This window comes from Streptomyces sp. NPDC048442 (genome assembly GCF_040651475.1).
Lineage (GTDB): Bacteria > Actinomycetota > Actinomycetes > Streptomycetales > Streptomycetaceae > Streptomyces.
Genome location: NZ_JBEZKB010000039.1, coordinates 21,277 through 43,978 on the forward strand (window position 1 = coordinate 21,277; position 22,702 = coordinate 43,978).

Annotated in this window: 21 protein-coding genes and 1 pseudogene; 10 read left to right on the forward strand and 12 right to left on the reverse strand. The window is 70.8% G+C overall.

What is annotated here, in order from left to right; genetic code table 11:
* Position 1: 1 nt before the first annotated feature.
* Positions 2-535 (forward strand): alkyl hydroperoxide reductase, encoded by a 534-nt coding sequence (locus AB0D18_RS37190; RefSeq protein WP_362429292.1) that lies wholly within the window; start codon positions 2-4, stop codon positions 533-535.
* Between the two features lie 107 nt (positions 536-642).
* Here the strand turns inward: AB0D18_RS37190 and AB0D18_RS37195 are convergent, their stop codons facing one another.
* The 5 genes from AB0D18_RS37195 to AB0D18_RS37215 form a co-directional block, all read right to left on the reverse strand.
* On the reverse strand, positions 643-1,389 hold the full coding sequence (locus AB0D18_RS37195; RefSeq protein WP_362429295.1) for a hypothetical protein: 747 nt from the start codon (positions 1,387-1,389) through the stop codon (positions 643-645).
* Positions 1,386-2,804 carry an AI-2E family transporter gene (locus tag AB0D18_RS37200; RefSeq protein WP_362429298.1) on the reverse strand — a complete coding sequence of 473 codons (1,419 nt, stop codon included), beginning with the start codon at positions 2,802-2,804 and terminating at the stop codon, positions 1,386-1,388. The genes AB0D18_RS37195 and AB0D18_RS37200 overlap by 4 nt, the downstream gene beginning before the upstream one ends.
* A gap of 137 nt (positions 2,805-2,941) precedes the next feature.
* Positions 2,942-3,685 carry a transglycosylase SLT domain-containing protein gene (locus AB0D18_RS37205; RefSeq protein WP_362429406.1) on the reverse strand — a complete coding sequence of 248 codons (744 nt, stop codon included), beginning with the start codon at positions 3,683-3,685 and terminating at the stop codon, positions 2,942-2,944.
* A 389-nt stretch (positions 3,686-4,074) separates the two neighbouring features.
* Positions 4,075-5,397, reverse strand: coding sequence for a PhoH family protein (locus AB0D18_RS37210; RefSeq protein WP_362429301.1), 1,323 nt, complete (start codon positions 5,395-5,397; stop codon positions 4,075-4,077).
* Between the two features lie 313 nt (positions 5,398-5,710).
* Positions 5,711-6,472, reverse strand: a complete 762-nt coding sequence (locus AB0D18_RS37215) for an isoprenyl transferase (RefSeq protein ID WP_362429304.1) — start codon at positions 6,470-6,472, stop codon at positions 5,711-5,713.
* A 150-nt stretch (positions 6,473-6,622) separates the two neighbouring features.
* Here AB0D18_RS37215 and mgrA point away from each other — a divergent pair, with 150 nt between their 5' ends.
* Positions 6,623-7,663 carry an L-glyceraldehyde 3-phosphate reductase gene (gene mgrA, locus AB0D18_RS37220; RefSeq protein WP_362429307.1) on the forward strand — a complete coding sequence of 347 codons (1,041 nt, stop codon included), beginning with the start codon at positions 6,623-6,625 and terminating at the stop codon, positions 7,661-7,663.
* Between the two features lie 252 nt (positions 7,664-7,915).
* Here the strand turns inward: mgrA and AB0D18_RS37225 are convergent, their stop codons facing one another.
* The 3 genes from AB0D18_RS37225 to AB0D18_RS37235 form a co-directional block, all read right to left on the reverse strand.
* Complete coding sequence (locus AB0D18_RS37225) at positions 7,916-9,574, reverse strand: DUF2079 domain-containing protein (protein WP_362429310.1); 1,659 nt, start codon at positions 9,572-9,574, stop codon at positions 7,916-7,918.
* 236 nt (positions 9,575-9,810) lie between these two features.
* Positions 9,811-10,953 (reverse strand): chemotaxis protein, encoded by a 1,143-nt coding sequence (locus AB0D18_RS37230; protein ID WP_362429313.1) that lies wholly within the window; start codon positions 10,951-10,953, stop codon positions 9,811-9,813.
* Positions 10,954-11,070: 117 nt separating this feature from the next.
* Complete coding sequence (locus AB0D18_RS37235; RefSeq protein WP_362429316.1) at positions 11,071-11,916, reverse strand: A24 family peptidase; 846 nt, start codon at positions 11,914-11,916, stop codon at positions 11,071-11,073.
* Between the two features lie 146 nt (positions 11,917-12,062).
* Here AB0D18_RS37235 and AB0D18_RS37240 point away from each other — a divergent pair, with 146 nt between their 5' ends.
* The 3 genes from AB0D18_RS37240 (at position 12,063) to AB0D18_RS37250 (ending at position 13,996) form a co-directional block, all read left to right on the forward strand.
* The gene (locus AB0D18_RS37240) at positions 12,063-12,287 is read left to right on the forward strand and encodes a DUF4287 domain-containing protein (RefSeq protein WP_362429319.1); all 225 of its coding nucleotides are present in this window, start codon (positions 12,063-12,065) and stop codon (positions 12,285-12,287) included.
* A 133-nt stretch (positions 12,288-12,420) separates the two neighbouring features.
* Positions 12,421-13,071: a hypothetical protein gene (locus tag AB0D18_RS37245; RefSeq protein ID WP_362429321.1), complete on the forward strand. Its 651-nt coding sequence runs from the start codon at positions 12,421-12,423 to the stop codon at positions 13,069-13,071.
* Between the two features lie 472 nt (positions 13,072-13,543).
* The gene (locus AB0D18_RS37250; RefSeq protein ID WP_362429324.1) at positions 13,544-13,996 is read left to right on the forward strand and encodes a hypothetical protein; all 453 of its coding nucleotides are present in this window, start codon (positions 13,544-13,546) and stop codon (positions 13,994-13,996) included.
* A 67-nt stretch (positions 13,997-14,063) separates the two neighbouring features.
* Here AB0D18_RS37250 and AB0D18_RS37255 read toward each other — a convergent pair whose 3' ends face one another.
* A complete protein-coding gene (locus AB0D18_RS37255; protein WP_362429327.1) occupies positions 14,064-14,618 on the reverse strand; it encodes a hypothetical protein in 555 nt (184 codons plus the stop codon).
* 177 nt (positions 14,619-14,795) lie between these two features.
* Between AB0D18_RS37255 and AB0D18_RS37260 the strand changes: the two genes are divergently transcribed.
* The 3 genes and pseudogenes from AB0D18_RS37260 to AB0D18_RS37270 all read left to right on the forward strand — a co-directional run.
* Positions 14,796-15,365: a DinB family protein gene (locus AB0D18_RS37260; RefSeq protein WP_362429330.1), complete on the forward strand. Its 570-nt coding sequence runs from the start codon at positions 14,796-14,798 to the stop codon at positions 15,363-15,365.
* A 103-nt stretch (positions 15,366-15,468) separates the two neighbouring features.
* Positions 15,469-17,064 carry a S1 RNA-binding domain-containing protein gene (locus AB0D18_RS37265; RefSeq protein WP_362429333.1) on the forward strand — a complete coding sequence of 532 codons (1,596 nt, stop codon included), beginning with the start codon at positions 15,469-15,471 and terminating at the stop codon, positions 17,062-17,064.
* A 121-nt stretch (positions 17,065-17,185) separates the two neighbouring features.
* Positions 17,186-17,596, forward strand: a pseudogene (locus AB0D18_RS37270) (hypothetical protein); the annotation flags it as partial.
* On the opposite strand, the gene AB0D18_RS37275 reads toward AB0D18_RS37270, so the two are convergent.
* The 3 genes from AB0D18_RS37275 to AB0D18_RS37285 all read right to left on the reverse strand — a co-directional run bounded on the left by AB0D18_RS37275 (position 17,560) and on the right by AB0D18_RS37285 (position 20,039).
* Entirely contained in the window at positions 17,560-18,342 is a 783-nt protein-coding gene (locus AB0D18_RS37275; RefSeq protein WP_362429336.1) for an oxidoreductase, read from the reverse strand. The pseudogene AB0D18_RS37270 and the gene AB0D18_RS37275 sit on opposite strands and share 37 nt — an antisense overlap.
* Positions 18,343-18,470: 128 nt before the next feature.
* Positions 18,471-19,049, reverse strand: coding sequence for a TetR/AcrR family transcriptional regulator (locus AB0D18_RS37280; RefSeq protein ID WP_362429339.1), 579 nt, complete (start codon positions 19,047-19,049; stop codon positions 18,471-18,473).
* Between the two features lie 93 nt (positions 19,050-19,142).
* Positions 19,143-20,039, reverse strand: coding sequence for a helix-turn-helix transcriptional regulator (locus tag AB0D18_RS37285; RefSeq protein WP_362429342.1), 897 nt, complete (start codon positions 20,037-20,039; stop codon positions 19,143-19,145).
* A 137-nt stretch (positions 20,040-20,176) separates the two neighbouring features.
* Between AB0D18_RS37285 and AB0D18_RS37290 the strand changes: the two genes are divergently transcribed.
* Both AB0D18_RS37290 and AB0D18_RS37295 read left to right on the forward strand, forming a co-directional pair.
* Positions 20,177-21,211 (forward strand): MBL fold metallo-hydrolase, encoded by a 1,035-nt coding sequence (locus tag AB0D18_RS37290; protein ID WP_362429345.1) that lies wholly within the window; start codon positions 20,177-20,179, stop codon positions 21,209-21,211.
* Positions 21,212-21,289: 78 nt separating this feature from the next.
* Entirely contained in the window at positions 21,290-22,657 is a 1,368-nt protein-coding gene (locus tag AB0D18_RS37295; RefSeq protein ID WP_362429348.1) for a carboxylesterase family protein, read from the forward strand.
* The last annotated feature ends 45 nt before the right edge of the window (positions 22,658-22,702 follow it).

The following is a 22,702-nucleotide window of genomic DNA, read 5'->3' on the forward strand; positions in this document are numbered from 1 at the left end:
CATGGCACTCGACGAACTGAAGTCCGCCATCCCGGACTACGCCAAGGACCTGCGCCTCAACCTGGGCTCGGTCATCGGCAACAGCGACCTCCCGCAGCAGCAGCTGTGGGGCACCGTACTGGCCTGCGCGATCGCCTCGCGCTCGCCGAAGGTGCTGCGCGAGCTGGAGCCCGAGGCGAAGGCGAACCTCTCCGCCGAGGCGTACACGGCGGCCAAGTCCGCCGCCGCGATCATGGCGATGAACAACGTCTTCTACCGCACCCGCCACCTGCTCTCCGACCCGGAGTACGGGAACCTGCGCGCCGGCCTGCGGATGAACGTCATCGGCAACCCGGGTGTCGAGAAGATCGACTTCGAGCTGTGGTCCCTCGCGGTCTCCGCGATCAACGGCTGCGGCCAGTGCCTGGACTCGCACGAGCAGGTCCTGCGCAAGGCGGACGTCTCCCGCGAGACGATCCAGGAGGCCGTCAAGATCGCCTCGGTGATCCAGGCGGTCGGCGTCACCCTCGACTCCGAGGCCGTACTGGCCGAGTAGTTCGAGTACGTACGTGGAGGGGCCCCGCCGGCAGCACGCCGGTGGGGCCCTTCCGTACGTCCGGGTATCCCGCGGCCTACTTCGTGAGCGTCCGGGTGCCCCGTGGCCTACTTCGTGAGCGCCGCCATCGCCGCCCGCATGTCCGCCTCCATCAGCGGCTTCAGCAGTGCCGTGTCCACCTCGCGCGCCCCGCCGTCCGACCGGTTGACCGTCGCCTCCAGCTGCAGCACGACGCCGCCGTGCTGCACCGCGAGTGTCAGCGTTTCGGCGCCGTAGGAGATCGTGAAGAAGTACGCCTTCTCGCCCAGGCCCGGCACCCGGTTCAGCTTCTCCGCGAAGTCGGCGCCGCTGTTGCCTTCGAGGCCGCCGTGGTCGAGCTTGAGCGTGGCTTCGAACTCCGGACTCGGGTCGGCCTTCCGGTGCTGCTCGACGGAGAACCGCACCATGTAGCCCTGCCCCGGCAGCGACTCGCTCTTGGCCCCCGATGCGATCTGGAAGCCGCAGTCGGCCCGGCTCAGAACCGGGTCCTCGATCAGGTTCGACCAGCCCGTGCCGGCTTCCATACGCCCCAGCCTGGCTGCCATCGCCCGGGGCTGGACCTTCTTGCAGGTGCTGCGGGTGAGTTCGTAGCCGTGCTGTTCGGGCGCCGCGTCGCCCCATGCGTACAGTCCGCCCGCCCAGAGCGCGGAGGCGACGAGCGCCCCGCCGAGCGCCCACAGCAACGGCAGCCGGCGCCACCCCTCCAGTCGCTCCCGCAGCAGCTCCCGGCGCGACGAGGGGCCGCCGCCCGAGACCAGTGTCTCGGGCGGCGGCCCCTCGTGCGGTTCCCCGACCAGCTCCGGCCCGGATATCACTCCCGGCCTGCTTCCCCGTGCGGAGGCTGGGCCGGGGGCGGGGCGGCGGCCGGGGCGGCGGACGGGGCCGGGGGCTGGCTCGACGCCTTCGCCGGGGGCTGGCTCGACGCCTTCGCCGGGGGCGGGGTGGGTGCCACGTCCACCGCCGTCGCCCCGTGCGGTTTCGGCGTGGCCTTCAGCGCGTTCTCCTTGGCGTACGCGCGGAGGTAGCCGATCGCCGTGTTGAGGACCGCGACTATCGGGACCGCGACGACCGCACCGCCGATGCCGGCGACGAGGCCGCCTGCCGCGACCGACAGGACGACGGCGAGCGGGTGCACCCGTACCGCACGGCCCAGGATGAACGGCTGCAGGATATGGCCCTCGATCTGCTGCACGGCGAGGACGACGATCAGCACCATGAGGGCGATGAAGGGGCCCTTGACGACGATCGCGACGACGACGGCGAGGGCTCCGGAGATCACCGCACCGACCAGCGGGATGAACGCGAACAGGAAGATCAGGACGGCCAGCGGCACCGCCATCGGCACGTTCAGGAAGTACAGGCCGAGCCCGATGAAGACGGCGTCGATCATGGCCACTATCACGGTGCCCCGCACATAGGCGGTGAGCGTGCGCCAGGCGCGCGGCCCCGCGCCCGCCATGCCGGGGCGGGCCTGCGACGGCACCAGCTTGAGCGTCCACTCCCAGACCTTCTTGCCGTCGTACAGCAGGAAGAGGGTGGAGAACATCGCGAGGAGCATCCCGGTCATCATCTCGACGATGACGGTGACGCCCTGGAGTCCGGCGGAGGTGATCTCCTGGACGTTGGTGCCGATCGCGTCGCTGAGGTTCTTCGAGATGTCGTTGATCTGCTGCTCGGTGACATGGAACGGGCTGTTCAGCAGCCAGTGCCGCAGGTCCTGGATACCCTGCTGGACCTGCTTGGAGAGGTCCTCCGCGTTGTCCATGATCTGCCAGACCACGAACCAGCCGACCAGCCCCATGATCACGAAGCCGAGCACGGCGGTGAGCGCGGTGGCCAGCCCGCGCGGCAGGCCCCTCTTCCTCAGCCACGCCACGGTGGGCTGGAGCAGCGCGGTGACGAGCAGCGCGCCCATGAAGGCGAACGCGACCAGCTGCACCTGGCTGATGATCTGGCCGAGCACCCAGACGGTGCCCGCCAGTACGAGCAGCCGCCAGCCCGCCTCGGCGGCGACCCGCATTCCCCAGGGCAGGGCGGCGACGGGGTCGGGCCTGGCGGCGACGGCGGGCGCGTAGTCCGGGGGCGGGGGGATGTGTTCGGGCACGTCGTGCCCCGGGACCGCTGTGGCGTCGGGGTCGGCCGCGGCTTCCGCGCGGCGCTCTTCCAGGCGCTCTCCCACGTGGGTCAGCCGGGCCCCGAGCCCGCCGAGCCACCCTGGCGTCTTCGACATGATGCTTCCTCTTCCCCCCACGGCGCCCCCCGGCGATTTCAACGACCTGACCGTACACGTGCGGAGCCCCCCACCGTAGGACGGTGGGGGGCTCCGAAACGTTGAGCCGAGGCAGCGGACACCTCGGTTCGGCTCTCCTAGTAGTAGTTGTGCGACTGCCAGAAGGTCCACGCCTCGCAGGGGCTGCCGTAGCGCTCGTTCATGTAGTTCAGGCCCCACTGGATCTGGGTGGCCGGGTTGGAGCGCCAGTCGGCGCCGACCGTGGCCATCTTGCTGCCCGGGTTCGACTGGACCAGGCCGTAGGCGTCCGAGGTCGGGTTCTGTGCCTGGTAGTTCCACGTCGACTCGTGGTTGACGATCGTGGAGAAGCACTGGAACTGGCCGGCCGGGACGATCTGGCGGGCGATCGCCTTGACCTCTTCGACCGTGTAGGAGGTCTTCTGCGCGAAGGACGAGGAGTCGCGGGTGGCCGACCGGCTCGCGGTCTCTTCCTTCTCCTCGCGCTCCTTGGCCTCCTTCGCCGCCTTCTCCTCGGCGGCCTTCTTCTCGTCGGCCGCCTTCTTCTTGGACTTGGCGTCGGTGGCGGCCTGCAGACGTGCCGATTCCTCGGCGGTCTTCTTGGCTGCCTCGTCGACTGCGGCGGCCTGGACGTCGGCCTGCTGCGCGAGAGAAGCGGTCGCCACCTTGGCCTGCTGGCCGGTGGGGATGTCCGCGAGGAGAGTCGTCGTGTCGGCGGCGGCTGCCTCGAAGTTGTTGTCGCCCGACGACTGAGGGTCGCCCGATGCGACGCCCACGACGGCGCCGACAGTGGTGACCGCGGTGGCGGAGGCCACTGCGAATCCCCGAACCGAAATCCGGCTCACACGGTTTCCTTCCAGCAGCGTCCGCACCGGTGACCCTGGCGGACGCAATCGCACCCCTGGCGCTGGCCTCCCTGCGTGCTGTGTCACGGGAGGCGCGGACCCGGTGGGCAACTCCCGCGGGAGTGCTCCGTGTTACTCGGGCGGCATACGGCGAAGTCTGTTGATTTGTCTGGTGTTGCACCTCTGGAGGTGCGGGTGTGCCGTATGCGGGGCCTGACGGAAGCAAGACTCTGCCGGATGGCCGGGCCGGTAATCAATTCTTCCTTACGTGTGAAACGTCACATCGGTTTCGGAGCCGCTGATTTGTGGAACTACGCGCGCAACGAGACGCCGCCCGGCTAGGATCACCCGCTTCTCGCGAGTGCGGCCGGGCGGCGCCAACTTCCTTCTGACTCACTCCACTTGGGTCAGATCTGCCCGTCCTCCAGCATTTCGGTCACCAGTGCCGCGATCTGCGAACGCTCGGAGCGGGTGAGCGTGACGTGCGCGAACAGCGGATGCCCCTTCAGCTTCTCGACGACCGCGACCACTCCGTCGTACCGCCCGACCCTGAGGTTGTCGCGCTGCGCGACGTCATGGGTGAGCACCACCCGCGAATTCGCCCCGATCCTGGACAGAACCGTCAAAAGGACGTTCCGTTCCAGGGATTGGGCCTCGTCGACGATGACGAACGCGTCGTGCAGCGAGCGCCCCCGGATGTGGGTGAGCGGAAGCACTTCGAGCATCCCGCGCCCGAGCACCTCCTCGATGACCTCCTTGCCCGCGACCGCCGAGAGGGTGTCGAAGACGGCCTGCGCCCACGGCGACATCTTCTCGGACTCGGATCCCGGCAGATAGCCGAGCTCCTGCCCGCCGACCGCGTACAGCGGCCGGAAGACCATCACCTTCTTGTGCTCCTGCCGCTCCAGTACGGCCTCCAGGCCCGCGCACAGCGCGAGCGCGGACTTGCCGGTGCCCGCCCGGCCGCCCAGCGAGACGATGCCGACCTCGGGGTCCTGGAGCAGTTCCAGGGCGATCCGCTGCTCCGCGCTGCGGCCGTGGATGCCGAACGCCCCCCGGTCGCCCCGGACGAGACGGACGTTTCCGTCGGCGGTGACCCGGCCCAGCGCCTTGCCGCGCTCCGACTGGAGCACGAGCCCGGTGTGCACGGGAAGGTCGGCGGCCTCGGGTACGTACACCCGCTCCTCGGTGAAGAGGAGGTCCACCTGGTCGGCCTCCAGCGTCAGTTCGGCCATGCCGGTCCAGCCGGAGTCGGTGATGGCCAGTTCGGCGCGGTACTCCTCGGCGAGCAGGCCCACCGAGGATGCCTTGATGCGCAGCGGCAGGTCCTTGGAGACGACGGTGACGTCGTACCCCTCGGCCTGGAGGTTGCGTGCGACTGCCAGGATCCGTGAGTCGTTGTCCCCCAACCGGTAGCCGGCGGGAAGGACGCCGGGATCGGAGTGGTTGAGTTCGACACGCAGTGACCCGCCGAGGTCCCCGATCGGGATCGGGGCGTCGAGACGGCCGTGCCGGATGCGGTAGTCGTCCAGCATGCGCAGGGCCTGCCGGGCGAAGTATCCGAGTTCCGGATGGTGCCGCTTGGCCTCCAGTTCGGTGATGACCACGATCGGCAGCACGACTTCGTGCTCCTCGAAGCGGGTCATGGAGCCGGGGTCGGCCAGCAGGACGCTGGTGTCGAGAACGTAGGTGCGCCTGTCGGGAAGTCGGCGCTTAGAGCTGTTCACCACGGAAGGACGTACCCCCTCGTACTGAGGTTGGGGTGCGACGGCGTCGCGGGCGGAGGGACCGGACTCGGCCACGGTGCGCGGGCCGAACTCCGGCCCTCCACGTCGTCCACGCCGAGAACGGCGGAAACGTCCTGGTGCAAAGGGCCTCCCGGGCGAGCGACATCCAGCCGCTCACTGAGATTCAGCGTCCGTGGTCCGGACGCCGACCTGGAAGGGGTATTCCCTCGAACACGCGCCTCCATACCTGGTCATGGCCACGGCACATGACGCCGGTTCACGCGTATGCGGTACGAAGAGGGGGTACGGGCTGCGGTCAGGATCCGTAACGCCGGTGCCTGGCCGCGTAGTCGCGCAGGGCGCGCAGGAAGTCGACCTTGCGGAAGGCCGGCCAGAACACCTCGCAGAAGTAGTACTCCGAGTGGGCGCTCTGCCACAGCATGAACCCGGACAACCGCTGCTCACCACTGGTGCGGATGACGAGATCCGGGTCGGGCTGGCCGCGCGTGTAGAGGTGCTCCGAGATGTGCTCGACGTCGACGATCTCCGCGAGCTCCTCGAAAGAGGTGCCCTTGTCGGCGTGTTCGAGGAGCAGGGAGCGGACCGCGTCGGCGATCTCCTGCCGCCCGCCGTAGCCGACGGCGACGTTGACCAGTATTCCCTTGTTGCCCGCCGTTGCCTGCTCGGCCTCCTTCAGTACACCCTGCGTACGGGCGGGAAGGATGTCCATGGTCCCCACGTGGTGGACGCGCCAGCGGCCGTCGGCGGCCAGCGCCCGGACGGCGCCTTCGATGATTCCGAGCAGCGGGGTGAGTTCGGACTCCGGCCGGTCCAGGTTCTCCGTGGAGAGCATCCACAGCGTGACGACCTCGACGTCCGTCTCCGCGCACCAGCCGAGCAGCTCCTGGATCTTGCTGGCACCGGCCTTGTGTCCCTGCTCGGTGGTGCCGCCGGAGGCCTTCGCCCAGCGTCTGTTGCCGTCGAGGATGACTCCGATGTGCTTGGGCACCTGAGCGTGGTCGAGGCGGCCCTCCACGCGCCGTGCGTAGAGCCGATACACCAGGTCGCGCAGGTTCACAGCGTTCCACCCTCTCGTGTTCCCGGGAGCCCGGACGTCTGCAGTATTCCCAAGGGGGTTCCGGGGGCCCGAGCGCGTCACATTACTGCGCACGGGGGCCCGCGGCCCAACCCGGTCTGTCAAAAGTACGTACGTGATAGAGAGGTGAACGTGACTGACGAACCCCTTCACCACCGCGCGTCCGACAACCGCTACGACACGATGGAGTACCGGCGCTCCGGCCGCAGCGGCCTCAAGCTCCCGGCCCTCTCGCTCGGCCTCTGGCACAACTTCGGCGACGACCGCGCCCTCGACTCGCAGCGCGCGATCCTGCGCCGCGCCTTCGACCTCGGCGTCACCCACTTCGACCTCGCCAACAACTACGGCCCGCCGCCCGGCTCCGCCGAGTCCAACTTCGGCAAGCTCTTCGCGCAGGACTTCGCCCCGTACCGCGACGAGCTGCTCGTCTCCACGAAGGCGGGTTACGGGATGCACCCCGGCCCGTACGGCGAGTGGGGCTCGCGCAAGTACCTGATGTCGTCCCTGGACGCCTCGCTGAAGCGGATGGGTCTCGACTACGTCGACATCTTCTACTCGCACCGCTTCGACCCGGACACGCCTCTTGAGGAGACGATGGGCGCGCTCGCGTCCGCCGTCCAGCAGGGCAAGGCGCTGTACGTCGGCGTCTCCTCGTACAACAGCGAGCAGACCGCCGAGGCGGCCCGCCTGCTGCGCGAGATGGGCGTACGGCCGCTCATCCACCAGCCCTCGTACTCGATGATCAACCGCTGGACGGAGGACGACGGCCTGCTCGACACCCTGGAGGAGGCGGGCATGGGCTGCATCTCGTTCGTGCCGCTCGCGCAGGGCCTGCTGACGAACAAGTACCTGAAGGGCATCCCGGAGGGCTCCCGCGCCACCCAGGGCAAGTCCCTCGACCCGGAGCTGCTGAGCGAGGAGGTCGTACGGCGCCTCAACGGCCTCGACGACATCGCCGCCGCGCGCGGCCAGTCGCTCGCGCAGCTCGCGATCTCGTGGGTGCTGCGGGACGAGCGGATGACGTCGGCGCTCATCGGGGCGTCCAGCGTGAAGCAGCTGGAGGAGAACGTGGCGGCACTGGGGACTCCCGCGCTGACCGCCGGGGAACTGAAGGAGATCGACTCCTTCGCGGTGTCCACCCCCGGCACGAACATCTGGGCCGGACGGGGCTGACGCGCCTCACGGGGCGGGAGGAGACAAAAAACGGGCCGGTCCGTGGGGGGGATACGGACCGGCCCGAGGGGGGGTTTCCACCATAACCCTTCGTAAGTGATGCTGTGCACCAGGACGCGAATCAATTACTCTCCGGAGTCGCCACTGTGCACGGTGCAAGGTGCCCGATCCCTTGCGCCCCTTGGGATCCGGGCCTTTTTCCGGTCTCCGTGGAGGTCTTGCGACTTCCCCCGGTCGGGGGTGTCGCCGACATCACCGGATTGACGTTTCTGCACCGCCCGCACCGCCTGCCCCACTGCCCGTCTCCTTGCGCAGCAGGGTGATGCCGTCCTCGCGCGCGACGACCCGGTAGCCGTAACTCTGCTGCGCACGGGCCAGCTCGTCCTGCTGGCGGTCCAGGGGGTACGGCCAGTGCCCGTCCGGCAGCGGCCAGGCCTCGTGCGGCCGGCTGTCGTGGATGATCCACTCGCTGGTGGGCGGCGGGGGCGTGCCGTCGGTGTCGTAGAGCTTCCCGGGGATCGGATAGCCGGGGAAGAGGACGGCGGTGCAGCGCGCGGCGAGCTGCGGGACGAGACGGTTGGAGGCGGCGACGGTCGCGCCGTCGGGGATCCGGTCGAGGAGTGCGCGGGCGGCGCGGACGTGGTCGGTGGTGCGCCAGGTGTCCTTGCGCAGGACGAGCCCGAAAGGAAAGGACGGGAGCAGGACGAGGGTGACGGCGACGACGGTGGCGAGGGAGGCGCGGAGGTGGCGGGCGGCGCGCTCGTCGTCTTTGGTGCTGATGCTGGGGCTGGGGCTGGTGCTGGGGCTTGCACCGGTGCTGGTGCTGGGGCTTGCACCGGTGCTGGTGCTGGCGTTGGTACGTGCGTACGGGGTGAGGGCGTCGATCAGTGCCGCGAAGACGATCGGCATCAGGACGGCGCTGTAGTGGAACGCCGTGTCCCAGTGGTAGCTGTGCCGCGACAGCAGCCGCCAGCCGAGGGTGGGGGCGGCGAGCAGCACGAGCGGTGAGCGGAGTGCGAGCAGCGCGGTGGGGGCGAGGACGAGGACGAGGGTGACGGCCTTCACCTCGGGGCGCAGGGCGTCCAGCGGGGCGGCGACGAGGGTCGCGAGGAGCGAACCCCGGCCGCCTTCCGCGACGTACTCGCCGTAGGCGTACGTCCCCGAGGAGTTGAGGGCGGGGAGGAGCACCCGGGTGATGAGGAGCGTGCCGAGGGCGCCGGCGGCGACGGTGGCGAGGCCGAGGGCCCACTCCGCCTTCCGCCGCCCCTGCCGGCCTTTCCAGGCGACGTACGCGCCGAGGGCGGCCAGGGTCAGCCCGAGGTCCTCCTTGACGAGGAGGAGGGGGGCGGCGAGGGCGACGGCCCGACCGTAGCGCTCACGCCCGAGCGCTTCGAGCGAGAACGCCAACAGCGGTACGGCGAAGGCGACTTCGTGGAAGTCGAAGGTGACGGCGGAGGCGATGCCCCAGCTCAGTCCGTACCCGAGGGCGACGACATGCGCCGCCGCCCGCCCGAGCACGCGCTGCGCCCAACGGGCGAGGGGCACGACGGCGAGAGCGAGGAGGGCGGCCTGGGCGAGGAGGAGGGTCTCGGCGGCGGGGGCGAGGCGGTAGAGGGGCCCGAGGACGGCGAGGACGGGATGGAAGTGGTCCCCGAGGAGATTGACCGCACCTCCATCTCCCTTCAACGGGACGTACGGAGCCTGGAGTTGGGAGTACGCCTTGACGGCCTGCTCGAAGATGCCGAGGTCGTAGCCGGTGGTACGGAGGAGGCGGTGGCGCTGGACGGAGAGGGTTCCGTAGAGGACGAAGAGGGCGACACACCAGGCCCAGGGGGCGAGCTTTGCCCCTCGGGGCCTTTTGACGGCGACCGGCACCACTCGCACTGACGCTTCGTCAGTAATTGTCCGCATAGCGGCACATTACAACTGGCCGTCGTGCTGGGGGGGCTGGTGCGTTGCGCTTCGTGCGGGCGCGTCGTGGCTGATCGCGCAGTTCCCCGCGCCCCTAAAAGACTGCCCCTCAGCTCCCTAGCCTCCTTGGGCAGCGGGGCCGCCCCCCCGGGGGCGGGACGGGTGGGCAAGGGGGCGGCCCCTACTGCGGCACGCCCCCTCGCGACCGCACGCGCTCGCGACCGCCCCCGCCGCCCTCAGTACCGAAGCGCTGCCGCCATCCCGCCCGTCTCCCCCAACGCCCCGTCCGGCACGAACGTCACGTCCCCGTCCGCATCCAGCACCATCTCCACGAGCGAGTCGACGATGTCGTCCTCCACACCGTCCGCCGCTGCGGAACCAGCGCCGGAACCCGCATCGGAACCCGCATCGACCAGCACCAGCGACGCCCGCTCCGCCCCCTCCACCGCCTCCGGCCGCGCCGAGACCCGTACCGACTCCTCCACCACCAGATGTCCCACCCGTCCCTCCCGTGCCGACTGCCAGCAGTCCTGGATCCCGGCCGCGTACCGCCGCCCGCTCCGCGCCGCGTCCAGGGCCTTCATCGCCTCTTCGGCGTCGATCGCGGCGAGCGAGGCCCGCGCGGGGGCGAGCTGCTCGACCAGTTCGGGCGCGGTCGTGTGGAGCAGACCGCCCACCTCCAGGTCCACCGCCAGCACCGCCCCGTGCCGCGAGATCTCGCGGAAGGTCGCGATGTGCTGCCGCAGCCCGACCACGACCACCGGAAGCACGGCCTCCTGCAGCAGCGGGGTCAGCTTCCGGTCCGCCTCGGTGAGCATGTTCCGGAAGTCCTGGGTGGCGCCGTGGTCGCCGTCCCGGTTGGGGGCGCCGTCGCGGTCCGCGCCCGAGGAGACGACCGGGAAGCCGGCCTCCTCGTGGTCGAGCTCGTGCAGCTCGTACCCGACGCCGTGCCACAGCCGCACCTCACCGGTGCTGAGGATCAGCGCGAGGTAGGGGATCTGCCGGGCGGAGGCGGCCACCAGGTTCCGGGTCAGGTAGGACTCACCGACCACGATCCGCTCGGGAACCTCGGCGCTCACCAGGTACGTACGGGCCTCGTCGGCGGCCGCGTACAGCACGAGCCCTTCCAGGAAGTGCTCCGGGTCGAGCTCCTCGACCGCCTCGCTCAGCTGCCGTACGACGGTGGCGGCCTGGTCCCGGCTCAGCTTCGGGTCGTCGGACAGCCGCTTCTCGGTCTCGGCGAGGAGGTTGCGCAGCCGGATGTGGTCCTGCTGGTTCTCCGGCCGGTGGCGGTGGGTGGGGAGGGTGATGGAGACCGCCGGGTAGGGGCGGGGCCGGCGCAGTTCTGCAAGCAGGTCCGACTCGTCCTCGTCACTCATGGGCACTCCGCTCGGGTCTCGGGGGCGTCACATGCACTTATGGCAATTTCTCACGATTGCCCCCATCCCGCCCCTGCGGGGAACCAACTCTCCGTACCGGCCGGCTCCCGGTCCCGGTCAGGCCGCTCCCGCCCCGCCCAGCACCAGCCCCACCCACGCCCCAGCGATCATGAAGGGCCCGAACGGGATGGCCGTCTTGCGCCCGCCGCGCCGGGTCACCATGAGCCCCACCCCGTACAGCGCCCCCAGGACGAATCCGGCCGTCGCGCCGGCGAACAGGACCGGCCACCCGTACCAGCCGAGCACCACGCCGAGCGCGAGCGCGAGCTTCACGTCGCCGAAGCCCATGCCGTTGGGGTTGATGAGGAAGAGCAGGAAGTACGCGCCGCCGAGCCCGGCCCCGCCGAGCAGCGCCCCGAGCCAGGAACCGGCGCTGCCTGGCAGCAGGGCCGCCCCGCCGAGCAGGACGACGGCCGCACCGGCCAGCGGAAGCGTCAGTACGTCCGGCAGCCGCTGCACCCGCCGGTCGACGACCGCGAGGAGCAGTGCGAAGGGGGCGAGCAGCAGCCAGACCGCGAGCTCGGGGCGGGGCCCGGTGGCACCGGCGAGGACGGCGCAGACGAGAGCGCAGAGAACGACGTGCCGGAGGGTCCTGGCGTACGCGGCGGGGTGTTTCTTGTCGTACGGGGCGGGGTGGTCCTTGTCGTACGAGGCGGAAGGCGCGCTCTCGTCCCCGCTCCCGGCGCCCCCGTGGGCCGCCCCCGCCGTCACTCCCGCCGCACAGTGCGCGCAGCGCCCCGTACCGACCCAGCCGCGCGCGACCCCGGTGAAGGGGTGTCCGGCGGGGCAGGCATCGCGCCAGGGCTCCTCCGGCTCGACGGAGAGCCGGTGGGCGGCACGGGGGACGAGCAGTCCGGCGGCGGCACCCCAGAGGGCGGCGGCCACGATCAGAAGGGCGGGCACGCGCCCACCCTAGGCGGGCCGGGGGGACGGGTCATGGGCCCGTGGACCCATGACCCGGGCGTGCGGCGAGGGTGGCGGGGCGGCGAGGGTGGCGGGGCGCTGGTACGTGCCCGGCCATTGTCAGTGGTGACTGCCACACTGCTCGCATGACTGAGAAGACCGACGCAGCCGTCAAAGGTCCCGCCAGCTACTTCCCTTCCATCGAGCAGAAGTACGGCCGCTCCATAGCGGAGTGGAAGGAGCTGGTCCGCTCCTCGCCGCTGGCCAAGCACATGGAACTGGTCGGCTGGCTCAAGTCCGAGCACGGCATGGGCCACGGCCACGCCAACGCGCTCGTCGCACACACCCTCGCCGAGGACAAGGCGAAGTAGCCTCCCCGCCCGCCTCCGCTGCCCCCGGGGACTCAACTCGATACGAACTACTGTCCCCGGCCACCTTCCCCGCGCCCACCTGTGTAAGTTGCCCGATGGATTTACTTGGTGAAGAGATGAAGAGGTACGTGTGATGGGCTCCCGGAGAAACGGCGTGGGGGTGGGGGCGGTCTCGATCGCTCTACTGCTGGCGGTGTCGGCGTGCAGCGGCGGCAGCGACTCCGGCGACGGTACGGACGGGGGCAAGAACGGGTCCGGGCAGTCGTCAGCGTCCGGACAGTCCCAACTCTCCGATCCCGACGGCCCGTTCAAGGACGCCAAGCCGCTCGACGGGGCCCTGCTCCGCGCCAAGGACCTGCCGTCCGGCTGGGCGGAGGACGCCCAGGGCGACAACGGCGGCATCAAGGCCCAGCGCGCCTCCTGCGACGGCCCGTGCGACGGGCTGACCTACGAGGGCGTCGGCAACTACACGGACAGCTCCGGCGCCCTGGTCGGCACGAGCATCAAGGCGTACGGCAGCAGGGCGGCGGCCGAAGCGGGCTTCACGGAGGAGAGCAAGCTCGCCTCGGACGCGACCAAGGAGGACGGGGCCCCGGTCGGCAACACGTCCACGCACGTGAAGTCGGGCGAGAGCGACGACAGCGCGCTGCGCGTGGTGCACTTCCGGGTGGGCACGGTGGTGGTCGCGGTCTCGCAGGAGTACCGCAGCAAGGACACAAAGGGCCTGGAGAAGTTCGCGGGCGACCAGGCGAAGCGGTTGGAGCAGGCACTGATGGCCAAGTAGGCGGCGGTTACGCCCACTTGGCCCGGGTGCGGCGGCGCAACCCGGCGCGCGGGGGCCTGCGCCGTGCGGGGGCCAGCGCCGTACTGAGGCCTGCGCCGTACTGAGGCCAGCGCCGCGCTGAGGTCTGCGCCGCGCTGAGGCCTCCGCCGAGCCGGGGCCCGGCGCCACCCGGAGGTCTCCGCCGCGCCGGGGCCCGCAGCCGCACTGGGGGCCGCCGCGCCAGGGTCCACCGCCGCGCTGAGGCCTACGCCACGCTGGGGCCTGCGCCGCGCTGAGGCCGCCCCCGCGCCGGGGGTCTCCGCCGAGCCGGGGTCCAGCGCCTTCCGGGGTCCGGCGCCCGCCAGGGCCCGCCGCCGTACCGGGGCCCGCCGCCGCACCGGGGGCCGCCACCGCACCGGGGGCCGCCGTGCCGGGGCCGGCGCCCCGTTCCGTGCCGTCGACGTGCCCCACCCCGGCGAGTACCGTCATCGGCATGGCCGGCCGGCTGCGGCGTGTGTTCAGTCCCGCGCTGGTCGGCGCCCTGGTGGCGTTCCTGGTGGTGGTTGGCTGTCTGTCGGCGGCGGTCGGGGAATGGGGCGACGGGGAGCTCATCGACGCGGCGCCGGTCCGGGTGACGGGGCGGATCGTCTCGGCGATCCCCCACGAGAAGAGCACGGACTTCACCGTCAACTACCGCGTGCGCGACCGCACTTACCGTACGGACACCAGAACCCTGAGCCTTGCCCACCTCACCGCTTCCCCGTCGGTCGGCGCCCCCGTACCCCTGGAGGTGGCGTCCGGCGATCCGTCCGTGGCGCGGGTCCAGGGCGCGGACTCGCCGAACGAGAACCTGCCGCCCCTGTTCCTGCTGGCGGCGGCAGGCGGAGTGGTGGGGCTGGTGGCGGCGTTGCGGGCGCTGGTACGGAATGCGCGCAAGCGCACCTGACACTCCCGCTCGACCCCGGGCCGCCGTTCCGCAGCCCTTTGCCACTTCCTCCTACTCGGGCGGACGGTCAGCGGTAGTCGTCCGGGTGGCCCTGCATCCAGGTGTTGATCCTGTCGCGGGTGCCGAGCAGCAGTTTCTGGTTCTTCTTGAGGTTCTCGAAGCTCCGGTCGCCGCCGAGCTTCGCGTCGAGTTCCTTGATCCGGGCGATCGGTTCGGGGAAGTGGCCGGGGCCCTTCGGGTCGGCCTTCATGGCCTCGTCCAGGCGGTGGAGTTCGTCGTAGACCCGCCCGAGAAAGTACGCGCAGTTGCCCGGGGTGCCGCACGATTCGCCGAGGGTCGCCTGGAGTCCGGCGAAGGCGTCGCGGACGAGTTCGGGGCCGGGCGTGGGTGCCCCGGCGGACGCCCCGGAGGGTTCGGATGCGCCGGAGGGCTTGTCCGTCTCGGCGGTGTCGATCGGGGCGGGGCCGTCCCCCGCCGGCACGCTGGGCTCGTTCGCGGCAGCGGCAGCGGCCGCCTCCGGCTTGCCGGGCTTGGACGGCTCCGGAGCCGTGCCGCAGGAAACGGTGAGCGCGGCCAGCGCCACCACGGCAACAGCTGCACGGCGCAGCGAGGACTTGACCATGAATTCCCCCTGGAATCATCGAGCGCCAACCATCTTATGGAACCTCCCAGTTGGACACAGGAGATCCCTTCTCCATTGAGGACATGTACTGGCCTACATGCTCTCTAGGGTGTTCCTTGTTGTCCGAGGGAACAGGGACAGCAAGAAGAGCAAGAGAACCAACAGGAAGCAGGGACCATGACTGTCAACGAGCCGGCCATCGACGACGCGAACACCACCCCCGCCCCCGCCCCCGCCCTCAGCCGCGAGCGCACCGACCTGCTGGAGATGCTCGCCAAGCACCGGCACTTCCTGCGTTTCACCACCCGTGACCTCACCGACGAGCAGGCCCGGCTGCAGCCCACCGCCAGTGAGCTGTGTCTGGGCGGTCTCATCAAGCACGTCACCGGGGTCGAGCGGGGCTGGGCGGACTTCATCCTGGAGGGCCCTTCGGCGCTGGGCGACTTCACCGCCATGACCGAGGCCGACTGGGCCGAGCGAAACGACGGGTTCCGGTTGCTGCCCGGCGAGACGCTGGAAGGCGTACTGGCCGACTACGCCGAGGCGGCCCGCCGGATCGACGAACTCGTCGTCACCCTCCCCGACCTGGACGCGGACCACCCGCTGCCGCCCGCCCCGTGGAACGAGCCCGGCAAGCGCTGGTCGGCCCGCCAGGTGCTGATGCACGTCATGACGGAGACCGCCCAGCACGCCGGCCACGCGGACATCATCCGGGAGACCCTGGACGGCGCGAAGAGCATGGGCTGACCGGCGGCACGACAGCAGAGCTTGGGCTGACCGGCGGCACGACAGCAGAGCTTGGGCTGACCGGCGGGGCGGCGGGAAGCGGCCGATCGCGGAAGATGGGGGCGTGCTTCCCTACGTCTACCGCGTCACCAAGTACTCCCCCACCGACCGCAACGAACACGGCCACTATGTCGGCTCCGAGGACACAGCCAGCGATCGCGGGCCGGTCGAGGCGGCGTACCTCCTGGCGGTCGAGGCCTTCGCGGTGGGCACCGGCGTTGACCGCCTGGCCGTTCGCGAGCCGCAGCTCCCGTCCCTCGTGCACTTCGGCGCCGAGCCGCCGCTGGACGGCTTCGGGCTGGACGGGCTCTTCGCCGCCGACCCCACCGACCCCGCCCATCCCACCGACCCCGCCAATCCCACAGGCCTGCCAGGCCCGCCCGGTTTCCACGACGGAGCAACGGTGCCGCTCGACACCGCGCTCGAACTGGTGCGGGTCATGCTGCGCGACGGCGGCGCCTGGTGCCGGCTGGAGGCGGAGGGCTCCTTCGCCGTGCACGTGGGATGGGACCAGTACCTCTATGTCGGCAGCAGTCTGCCCTGCGAGGAGGCCCTGGCCCGGACTCGTACGCTCGGGCTGTTCCCGGAACGTATCGACGCATCTCCCTACGACATGGAGACCGACGGCGAGGGCATCCAGCGGCCCGGCGACGACGAGTTCTGGCTCAGTGTGCGAAGGGCCGTCGCCTCGCACCGCGCCGGACTCCTGGAGGAGGCGTACGTCGAGGGTCCTGCCCGGTGGCACCGCCTCACCCCCGGCACCATCGCCACGGTGCGCGCGCTGCTCGTTCCCCGGGCCCGGCTCGCCGTCTGGCCGGGCCTGTCCTCCGACATCGACGCGGTCCTCGCGGCTCTCCCCGCCGAGGGCCTGGTCGAATGCGTCTGGCAGGACGCGGACGGGCAGCTCAGGAGCGCCATGGTCGACGAGGACGAGTTTCCGGAGCTGACCGCCCGGATTTCCGGTGCGCGCGCGGCGGCGCTGATACCCGTGTACGCCGATGAGTGCGTGCCTCTGTTCACCGCCGTCGTGCCCGACGACGACGGAGTGGTACGGGCCCGCTGGCGGACGGAACCGACGCCGGGCGACCGGACATGGGCGTTCCTCCAGTCCCTTCGCCCAGGTCAGGTCGTCACCGGCACGGTGACGTGCATCGCCGAATTCTGGGTCACGTTCGTGGACATCGGCGGCTTCGAGGCCATGATCAATATCCCCGAGCTGTCATGGCGCCCCGTCAGCCACCCGTCCGACGTCGTCCGCGTCGGTCAGGAGATCAGCGCCGAGGTTCTCGACATCGACCTGGACCGCGAGCGAGTCACGCTGTCCCGGAAGGCCCTGCTCGAAGACCCGATGCCGCTGCTGACCCGGCTGATCGGCACGACCGTCGTCGGTCGCGTCACCAAACTCGTCCCGTTCGGCACGTTCGTACGGATCGAGGACAGGGCGAACGGTTTCGAGGGCCTGGTGCACCACTCCGACGCAACCGACGGAGCCGACGCAGCCGATGGGCACTCGGACCACCACCGCCCTGCGCTCGCAGTCGAGGTCGGTGACCCGCTCCCGGTCAAGGTCCTGGCCGTGGACCCGACCCGGCGCCGGATCACCCTCTCGCACCGGCAGGCGGTCCCGGGTGAATCCTTTCCGGACCACCCCGCCTCCTAATGTGCGTACCGGCCGACCGCGCCGGCAGAACCGGGAGGAACACCCATGATGATCACCGGCCTCGTAGTGATCGGAGTCCTGCTCGTGGGCGCGTGCAGCTGGCACCTGACACACCGCAGCCGCGACGGCCGTCATGGGCCCGACCGTCAACTCGTACAAGCGCTACTGGCACGCCGGTCGGTTCGCGCCGACGCACGTCGACCGGGGCATGAACAACGAGACCTGCACGGTGCGCCTGCCGGCCAACGGGCGGCTGGAGTTCAAAATGCCCGGCGCCATGGTCAACCCCTATCTCTCCCGTGCCGTCCTCCTCGCCGCGATCGAGGACGGCCTCGACCACGGCATCGAACCCGGCCCGCCCCAGAGCGGATCCGGGGACCCGGCGAGGGACCCCCCGCCCGGGACGCTGCCGTCCACCCTGGGTGAGGCACTCGACCGGTTCGCCGCCGACCCGGTCGTCACGGGTGCCCTCGGACGCGGACCCGGGATCACCGATCAGAGGGTCTTGATCGTGCCGCCGTCGATGACGTAGTCGGCGCCGATGATGTTGCCGGCGACGTCCGAGAGGAGGAAGGCGATCAGTGAGGCGACCTCCTGCGGCTCCGTGATGCGACCGCTGGTGATCTGGAAGGCCGCCGGTATCTGCTGGAGGAACGCCGCGTGCTCGGCCCCGGCGCGCGCCGCGACCTTGCCGCCGAAGCCCTCCGGGTCCTCCCAGATGGCGGTACGTACGACACCCGGGGAAACGGTGTTGACGCGTACGCCCTGCGGGCCGAACTCCTCGGCCAGCGACTTGCCCAGGGCGGTGAGAGCGGCCTTCGCGGCGCTGTAGGCGACCGGACCGGCCGCGGGCAGGCGGGAGTTGATGGAAGACACGTTGACGATCGCGCCGCGCCGCTCCACCAGGCTGGGCAGTGCGGCGCGGGTGGCCCGGACGGCGCTGAGCAGGTTGATGTCGAAGATCCCGGCCCACTGGGTGTCGTCGATGTCGAGGAAACCGACGGGCTCGACGTCGTCCCCGCCGCCGACGTTGTTCACGAGGAGGTCGATGCCGCCGAGCTCCGTGAGCGCGCTGTCGATGAGCGCGGTCACGCCTTCGGCGGTGCCCAGGTCGGCCGCGAAGGTCAGGGCGCCGGTCTCCTTCAGCTCCGGGGTGATGGTGCGGGCGGCTCCCATCACGCGGACGCCTTCGGCGACGAGAGTACGGACCGTGGCGAGCCCGATGCCGCGGCTGGCACCCGTGACGACGGCGGTCTTGGAGGTGAGGTTGAGGTCCATGATGCTCCGATTCCTAATTCTTGAACTTGAGGTACAGAACATGGGCAAAAAAGCAGGCGGGGACAGCCCCGCAGGTGAACGCATGACAAGGAAACGAATGACAAGGAAACGAATTACAGGGAGTCGAATTACAGGGAGTCGATCGTCGCGTCGATGACCCGGGCGAGCCTCTCCGGCCCCTCGGCGACACGGGCCAGCACCCGGGAGCCCACCAGGATGCCGAGCAGCATGCTCCCCAGCGCGGCCGCATCGCGGCCGGGGTCGATCTCCCCGGAGCGCTGCCCCTCCTCGATCACCGCTTGAAAGGCACTCTCCGTACGGTCGAACATGCGGCGGACCAGTTCGGTCGCCAGCTGGTCGGCCCCGGCGAGTTCCGTGGCGGCGTTGACGGCCATGCAGCCACGGCGGTCCGGGTCGTCGAGGTCCATCTCGGCAAGCAGTTTCAACGCACCGCGCAGCCGCGGTTTGACGGGGCCGCTCCCGTCGAGCAGCTCCACCAGGGCGAGGGACTGACCGTCGCGGTACCGGCGGAGCGCCAGCACGAACAGGGCGTGCTTGCTGCCGAAGGCGTTGTAGAGACTGCCCTTGCCGATACCGAGGGCATCCACGAGGTCCTGCGGAGTAGTGGCGGCGTACCCCTTCTTCCAGAACACCTCCATGGCTTGCGATACGGCTGCTTCGGGATCGAACTGCTTGGGCCTTGCCATGACCGGAACACTAGATGGTTCTGGACCTCGGGGTCAAGAACCTTGCTCCGCCGTCCTCTGCCCCTCCCGGTACGCCGGTGCGCCTCGCGCTTTTCACGTACGTACGACGGGGCGATCGCCCGCTCTGTCGCGTACGACGGTGCCCTCACCGCGGCGCAGGAGTGCGAGGGCCTCTTCGGAGGGCGAGCCGGCGGGGGTGGTGCACACGATGAGCGCCTGGTCCGGTGAGCGGGCGACCGACAGCGTCTGCTGGGTCACCGTCACCGTGCCGACGACGGGATGGTGCAGCTCGTAGGACGCGGCGTCGCACGGTTCCACGCGGTGGTCCCCCCACAGGGCGACGAACTCCGGGCTCTTCATCGTCAGTTCGCCGATCAGCTCCGCGAGCAGCGGGTCGTCCGGGTGCCTGCCGACGGCGATGCGCAGATTGCCGACCACCGCGCGTGCCTTGCGCCTCCAGTCCGCGTACAGCTCCCGGCAGTGCGGGTCCAGGAACAGCATCCGGCTCATGTTCGGGCGCCGGGCCGGGTCGTCGGGGCCGTGGACGTCCAGGTGACCGGCCAGCAGGGAGTGGCCGAGGGCGTTCCAGGCCAGTACGTCCGTACGGCGGCCGAGCACCAGCGCGGGGACGCCTTCGACGGCGCGCAGGAGGTCGCGTGTCTCGTCGGCGAGCTTCTCGGGCCTCGGGCGGCGCACCCGGGGCGTACGGCGGGCCGCGTCGGCGAGCCGGTCGAGGTGGGCGCGCTCGTGGGCGTCGAGGAGAAGGGCGCGGGCGATCGCGTCGAGCACCTCGGACGAGGCACCGCGGGACAGGCCCTGTTCCAGCCGTGTGTAGTACGAGACGCTGACGCCCGCCAGCTGGGCCAGTTCCTCGCGCCGGAGCCCGGCCACCCGTCTGCGGTTCCCGAAGTCGCGCAGTCCCACGTCCTCGGGGCGCAGCCGCGCCCGCCGGGCCTGGAGGAAGGTGCCGAGCGGGCCTGGTGCGTTCATGGCCCCAGTATTCGGCGCGCGGCCCGGCCCCAGCCACACCCTGCGAGGGGTAGGACAGGGCGGGAGTGGCCGGCGCCCGCCGGGGTGTCCAGCATCGGTCTCGTACGGCAACGCACCAGGACCCGAGGACGGACCACATGAATCAGCACCCTGAACGGAATCCCGGACGGAGCCCGGAACGGAGCCCGGAACAGAGCCTGGAACCGACCGGCGATCGGACCCGGGAACGGACCCGGGGACGGGCTCCGGAACGGGCTCCGGAACAGATCACCCTCGGGGACGTCACCGTCACCCGCATCGAAGAGTTCTACGGCTCGGCCGGGATGTCACCCGCCGAGTTCTTCCCCGGCAGCCCCGACGGCTCGTGGGACGAGCACCGCGACTGGCTGGCGCCCGACTTCTGGAACCCCGCGACGGACGAGTGCCGTACGGCGATCCAGACCTGGCTGCTGCGCAGCGAGGGGCGCACGATCCTCGTGGACACCGGCGTGGGCAACCACAAGGACCGCCCGTACGCACCGGAGTGGAGCCGCCTGGAGACGCACTACCTCGACCGCCTCGCCGCCGCCGGGGTGCGGCCCAAGGACGTCGACCTCGTGATCAACACCCACCTGCACATCGACCACGTCGGCTGGAACACCCGCCTCGAAGGCCGGACCTGGGTGCCGACCTTCCCGAACGCCACGTATCTGATGACCCGGCGGGACTTCGAGTTCTGGGACCCGGCCAACGAGCACAAGAGCGTGCTGGGGCGCGGAAACCAGAACGTCTTCGAGGACAGCGTCACGCCCGTCCACCGGGCGGGGCTGACCCACCTCTGGGAGGGGACCCACCGGATCGACAAGAACCTCCGCCTCGATCTCGCTCCCGGGCACACCCCCGGCTCGTCCGTGCTCACCCTGGAATCGGGCGGGGACCGGGCCTTGTTCGCCGGGGACCTGGTGCACACCGCGCTGCAGATCGCGGAGCCGGAGACCAACTCCTGCTTCTGCGAGGACCCGGCGGAGTCCCGCGCCACCCGGCACAGGCTGCTCGGCCGGGCCGCCGAGGACAACACGCTGGTCTTCCCCGCGCACTTCGGCGGCCGGGGTGCGGTGGAGGTCGGGCGCAGGGGTTCGAAGTTCACGATCAAGGGGTGGGCGGGATTCTCCCGCAGCGCGCGCGTCTCCTGATGTCCCTCTGCGGATCTCCTGATGTCCCTCTGCGGACTCCCTGCGTCCCCTTCCCGCTCCAGAGAGGAAGCACCTCCCGTGCACAGTCAGCAGGCAGAACGGGGCCATCGGGTCCACCGGGTCCATCCGGTGGTGGAAACCCCGGCGGGGGCCGTACGCGGCGTCCGGGACGGATCAGGCGAGCGCTACCGTGCCCTCCCCTACGCGGCTGCCCCGACCGGCGCGGGCCGTTTCGCCCCGCCCGCACCGCACCCGGGCTGGTCCGGTGTCCGCGACGGCACACGGCCCTCGCCGACCGCTCCCCAGCCGGCCCGCGACTTCGGACGGCTCGACATGACCCCGTACTTCGGGCCCGGCTGGGTGCCCGGCGAGGAGTACCTCACCGTCGACGTCCACACACCGGCCGCCGACGGCGGCAGGCGTCCTGTGATGGTCTTCGTGCACGGCGGCGGGTTCGTCACCGGCGCGAACCGTGCCGCGCTGTACGACGGCAGCGCGTTCGCCCGCGACGGAGTCGTCCTGGCGACGGTGAACTACCGCCTGGGCATCCCCGGGTTCCTCGATCTGGCGGGCGCTCCGGCCAACCGGGGGCTGCTCGACGTGCTCGCCGCTCTCGGCTGGGTACGGGACACGATCGCGGTGTTCGGCGGGGACCCCGGCAACGTCACGGTCTTCGGCCAGTCCGCGGGTGCCACGCTCGTCGGTGCGCTTCTCGCTTCGCCGCAGGCGGCCGGCCTGTTCCGGCGGGCGATCGTCCAGAGTGGCAACGGCACCGGCGCGTTCACCCCGGAGCAGGCCGGGCGGGTCACGGCCGCGGCGGCCGCCGCACTGGGCGTCGCGCCGACGGCCGAGGCGTTCGCCCCGATCCCTGACGAACGCTTCCTGGCGATCCTGCCCGCACTCGCCGGCCTCGACCTGCGCACCAGCACGGCTACGGACCCGCTGGCAGGCCTCAGCCCGTTCAGCCTGGTCCTCCCGGTCCAGCCCGCCGACTCACTCGCCGACGGCCCGGCACACGAGGTCGACCTGCTCATCGGCACCAACTCCGAGGAGGGACGCCTCTACGTCGTACCGCAGGGCGGCCCGGAAACCCCCGGGCGGGCCGCCGTACTCGGCCACATCCTGTTCGAGACCGGTACGACGCGCCTGGCGCAGGCGCACGCCCGTGTCTCGGGCGGTCGCACGCACCGCTACTCGTTCGGGTACCGCTCGACGGCCCTGGGTAGTCGGCTCGGCGCCGCCCACACCGTAGAGCTGCCCTTCGTGTTCGACATCGCCGACGCACCCTGGCTGCACGCGGACACCGGCCTGCTCGGCCCCGACCCCGCTCCTGCGGGACTCGCGGCCCGAGTACACGGCGCCTGGGTCGCGTTCGCCACCACGGGGAACCCGGGCTGGGCCGCCTACGACTCGCAGCACCCGGTGGCGGAGGTCATCGGCGGGTGAGCCTCCGACGGCGCACTCCGCAACCGGCCCCTCGTCCGGGACCCG